Origin of the sequence: Lacimicrobium alkaliphilum, assembly GCF_002591895.1 — a bacterium.
GTDB lineage: Bacteria > Pseudomonadota > Gammaproteobacteria > Enterobacterales > Alteromonadaceae > Lacimicrobium > Lacimicrobium alkaliphilum.
Genome location: NZ_NISX01000034.1, coordinates 1 through 3,741, shown reverse-complemented (window position 1 = coordinate 3,741; position 3,741 = coordinate 1). Strand labels below are relative to the sequence as shown.

At 46.8% G+C, this 3,741-nt stretch carries 7 protein-coding genes; all 7 read left to right on the top strand.

The window, feature by feature from the left end; translation table 11 throughout:
• Positions 1 to 217 precede the first annotated feature (217 nt).
• A complete protein-coding gene (locus tag CDA54_RS19270; protein ID WP_099036673.1) occupies positions 218 to 460 on the top strand; it encodes a type II toxin-antitoxin system Phd/YefM family antitoxin in 243 nt (80 codons plus the stop codon).
• On the top strand, positions 457 to 720 hold the full coding sequence (locus CDA54_RS19265; RefSeq protein WP_099036672.1) for a Txe/YoeB family addiction module toxin: 264 nt from the start codon (positions 457 to 459) through the stop codon (positions 718 to 720). Before CDA54_RS19270 ends, CDA54_RS19265 begins: the two co-directional genes overlap by 4 nt.
• A gap of 82 nt (positions 721 to 802) precedes the next feature.
• Positions 803 to 1,330, top strand: a complete 528-nt coding sequence (locus tag CDA54_RS19510; protein WP_143452332.1) for a DUF5946 family protein — start codon at positions 803 to 805, stop codon at positions 1,328 to 1,330.
• A gap of 77 nt (positions 1,331 to 1,407) precedes the next feature.
• Entirely contained in the window at positions 1,408 to 1,647 is a 240-nt protein-coding gene (locus tag CDA54_RS19890; protein WP_229748216.1) for a hypothetical protein, read from the top strand.
• Between the two features lie 232 nt (positions 1,648 to 1,879).
• Positions 1,880 to 2,143 (top strand): BrnT family toxin, encoded by a 264-nt coding sequence (locus tag CDA54_RS19250; protein WP_099036670.1) that lies wholly within the window; start codon positions 1,880 to 1,882, stop codon positions 2,141 to 2,143.
• Positions 2,133 to 2,390, top strand: a complete 258-nt coding sequence (gene brnA, locus CDA54_RS19245) for a type II toxin-antitoxin system BrnA family antitoxin (protein WP_099036669.1) — start codon at positions 2,133 to 2,135, stop codon at positions 2,388 to 2,390. The genes CDA54_RS19250 and brnA overlap by 11 nt, the downstream gene beginning before the upstream one ends.
• A 489-nt stretch (positions 2,391 to 2,879) precedes the next feature.
• Positions 2,880 to 3,632 (top strand): hypothetical protein, encoded by a 753-nt coding sequence (locus CDA54_RS19240; RefSeq protein WP_099036668.1) that lies wholly within the window; start codon positions 2,880 to 2,882, stop codon positions 3,630 to 3,632.
• The last annotated feature ends 109 nt before the right edge of the window (positions 3,633 to 3,741 follow it).

Genomic DNA, 3,741 nt, shown 5'->3' with positions numbered 1-3,741 from the left:
GTGATCGCCGGACGCTTACGTATTCCCGCAGTATTTACAGGCAGTCGCGCTTTCCGCGGCTGCTAACAAGCGCCTATTCCCGGACATTTACTCGCTGGCCTGCGGCCAAAACGCTCGCAAATGCTGTAAAGGCGAGGCGTTATGCAAAGCGTTCGTCTTGACGTACGTACTCAAAGGCGTACACTTGATGGAAGTTTGAACACGCAAGAGGTGCGTCATGACGGGAATCACAGCAACTGAGGCGCGCAGCAACCTTTATCGGTTGATTGACGAGACCGCCGAGTCCCACCAGCCAATCGTCATCATGGGTAAGCGGAACAAAGCCGTCCTGGTTTCCGAGGAAGACTGGTCTGCAATTCAGGAAACACTTTACCTGCTCTCCGTACCAGGAATGCGGGAGTCTATTCGTGAGGGGATGGATAGCCCCGTGGATGAATGCGATGAGGAGCTGGACTGGTGACATGGAAGTTGGTTTATACCAAGCAAGCCCAGAAAGATGCAAAGAAGTTGGCCTCCAGCGGCCTCAAACCAAAAGCCCAGGAACTGTTAGCGCTGATAGCGGAAGATCCATACCGCAAGCCACCTCCGTTTGAGAAGCTCATTGGTGATCTTGCGGGGGCCTATTCACGCCGCATCAATATTCAGCATCGTCTGGTCTACCAAGTGCTCGAGGAGAAGCGAGTGGTGAAAGTTCTCAGGCTCTGGAGCCATTACGAATAATGCATAACCAGCCGCTGTTGCCGGACAATTTTTCCACCACTTCGCGGCTCCAAAATTGCCGCAAAGCTCCGCGTTAGACAATATGCAAAATATCAATATGAATACTTGTAAATGTTTTAGCTGTGGCGGTGTATATCCTGATATAGATGGGCCAGTACACAGATACATGAATTCTTCGCCAGGGTGCTGGTCGGTTTATGGCGAGGTTTTAGCTCGAGAATATAGCGATCCTGTCTATTTTGAAGTTCACCGATTGACCGTTGACGCCTATGCAGTCCAGCATCCAGGTTCAACAGACCGCCAAAGCATACAGTCCGTAGGTGTGCACTTGGTTAGGCTATGTTTATTCTTGGAGCATGGTTTAACGGCCGACAAGGCAAACAATGCCATGTTGGAGGCTGGCAAGAACAAGAATTCGTTCATTTTTATTGACCCTCCTAAGCATTTTGGGTCAATTACCGCTGCTGATGTAAATAAGGTCAGTTCAGTAGAAGAACATAAGGCTATTGTAAGAGACTGGGCTCAAACCGCTTGGGAAGCATGGTCAATGCATCACGATACTATTAGAGAGTGGTTGCCTAACCAAGCATTGCACCGGACAAGCCGGTGAATGCGGCGTTAGGCAAAATAAGGAGTAAGTAGCTGGATCAACTTAAAAATCGAGTAATCGCCGTCATTTTAGGTGTTGTGCTAGCTTATGCATCAATAGCTATTATTGGTATTGGTGCTGCGGTAGCAATTCCCTCTGAAATTCTAAAACCTGTTGCACAAGTATCAGGCTTGCTCGCATTTACCCTGGTCGACTTATTTACCATCGCGGTGCCGCTGGCGGCAGCATTTTTAGTGGTGGCTTTCGCCAGTAAGCTGGTAATCAGAAAGCAAGATTTCACTTTTTATGCGTTGCCGCTCGCGCCTCTGGTGCTATAGCAGCTGTATTTTGTTGTGCAATCACAGCCTCAAATGCTCAATAACATCGTTACAACGCTGCCACGTTATCTGTTGCTGGCCGTGTGTTTTTACTTTTTGGTTCGCAACACGAATCGGACAAATGCCTAACAAGGCCAGTCAGCAACGGCCGCTGCTGGCAGCGTTAGCAGCACCCCAATCCCGTCCCGGCACATGATTGTAAACCCCCCCGAAAAGGTATAATTTGTATACCATGAATCGATTTGAATACGACCCTTCCAAGAGCCTGGCGAAACTAAAGAAGCATGGCATTGACTTTGATGAGGCTCAGGAGCTTTGGGAAGATCCGAATGTAGTAGAAATTGACACCAAGCCGATGGATGAACCTAGAACGCTGGTCATTGGGGCTATCAGCGAGAAGGTGTGGTCCGCAGTGATCACCTACCGAAAGGGTGCCATTCGTATCATTTCGGTTAGGAGGACGCGAAAATCAGAGGTAACACTGTATGAAAGCTAAAGAGTTCGATAAAACATTTGACGATGACCAAGAAGATCTTCTAGAACACCTTGATCTAAGCTCCGCAAAGCGCTCGAATCAGGTGCAGAAACGGGTCAATGTGGACTTTCCCACTTGGATGATTGAATCGCTTGATCGGGAGGCGAGTCGCTTGGGTGTCACTAGACAGTCAATCATAAAAGTATGGTTGGCAGAGCGCCTAGAGGAATCTGCTGCTAACAAAGCATTTCAGCGGACGAGCCGCTGAACGCAGGCGTTAACTGACTAAAGCTGCCATGTTCTAAGAAGGTGAGATTACAATATCCAGGTGTCAGTATTGCCGTGAAACTTTCCCAGTTTTCACTTTCGTCTCAGATAAAGATATGGTGACAAATGGTTACGTCGCATTCACTGCACCAGGATGTCGAATTGCTTTAACAGAGCAGCTTCCCGAAGAGACCATATCGGAAGTAGAAGAAAGAATTGGGCTGGTTTTAGAACAGTTTCAGTACGCTATATAGATACTTTGGTTCAGGCTGGCTTATCTTTTCAGGAGTTTCAAAAACAGTACGAGCTACCGAAGCCAATATACTCGTGCATCAAATGCGGTGGTGACTCAACGATAATCCTCAGGGAATCAAAAGGAGAGTTTTTGGATCATGGCACTATTGAAGTGTGAGAAGCCAGTTAAGGAATGAAGGGGTCAGTCAACTTTATTTGAAACAAAATTCACCCAAAGTCAACAAGGATAATATCTATGAAATCAAAAACAGAATCGATCTTAGTAGTACTCTTCGCTTTATTTTCCCTGCAGGTCCTGGCTAATAACACGACTATCACGCGCTCGGAAGACATCGGGGTGGTGCGTGGAACCATTACTAATAATAACCTTGCGGACATACCTCTAATGTACGAATTGTCCCTTACTAATATCGCGAGGGTACATGGCTTTAATGCGATGTATCCTCTGCAAATCCAGCTTGGCGACAGCACCTATCGCACCTGTAGAGATTTTTATAAGGATGAAAGTTACACCGCTGAAGAGTACATTGCTTTTCAAAAAAAATATGCAGGCGCCAGCGTTGAACTGAATGGCGTACAGCGACACTATGGTGTGGCTGGTTCAGCGGGCTGCACGTTTAAAGAGTTTAAGGTACTGACAAACGGTGAAGAAATGATTGGCGCGCAGAAGGAGCAAAAACAAGCACAGCCTGATGAGTCATATGAGCAAGCGAACGGCAATTATGCCATAGGAGATATGGCAGTGTCTGTGTTCAATTTACACCGTGGTTTTGTCCACTTTCGATTACTGGGTAAAGACGGCATGCCCGTCAAGAAGCCAAATCATGAGTGCGCTGGCAAAGCTGAAATTAAACCGGTATTGGATAGAGATACACTTTTTGCAATTCGCTCTGAGATAAAAAAAATGGGAAAAAAGGCAACGCTGAAAAATGCACAGATGGTCGATGGTAAGTGCACAGTAGAAGGTGTTGTGCCTATTTCCCAGTGATGCCATCGGGTAAAGGTGCAAAAAGGGACAGATTTATTTAATTAATTATCTAAATAGATCTGTGCCCTTTTCCTTCTGTTACGGGCCTGCGTATTCTGCTGAAGCTGAA

What these genes read in the sequence shown, in the direction of transcription:
- CDA54_RS19250 (WP_099036670.1), top strand. Translation starts at nt 1,880, where the DNA reads ATGAATCGATTTGAATACGACCCTTCCAAGAGCCTGGCGAAACTAAAG.
- CDA54_RS19510 (WP_143452332.1), top strand. Translation starts at nt 803, where the DNA reads ATGCAAAATATCAATATGAATACTTGTAAATGTTTTAGCTGTGGCGGT.
- CDA54_RS19270 (WP_099036673.1), top strand. Translation starts at nt 218, where the DNA reads ATGACGGGAATCACAGCAACTGAGGCGCGCAGCAACCTTTATCGGTTG.
- CDA54_RS19240 (WP_099036668.1), top strand. Translation starts at nt 2,880, where the DNA reads ATGAAATCAAAAACAGAATCGATCTTAGTAGTACTCTTCGCTTTATTT.
- brnA (WP_099036669.1), top strand. Translation starts at nt 2,133, where the DNA reads ATGAAAGCTAAAGAGTTCGATAAAACATTTGACGATGACCAAGAAGAT.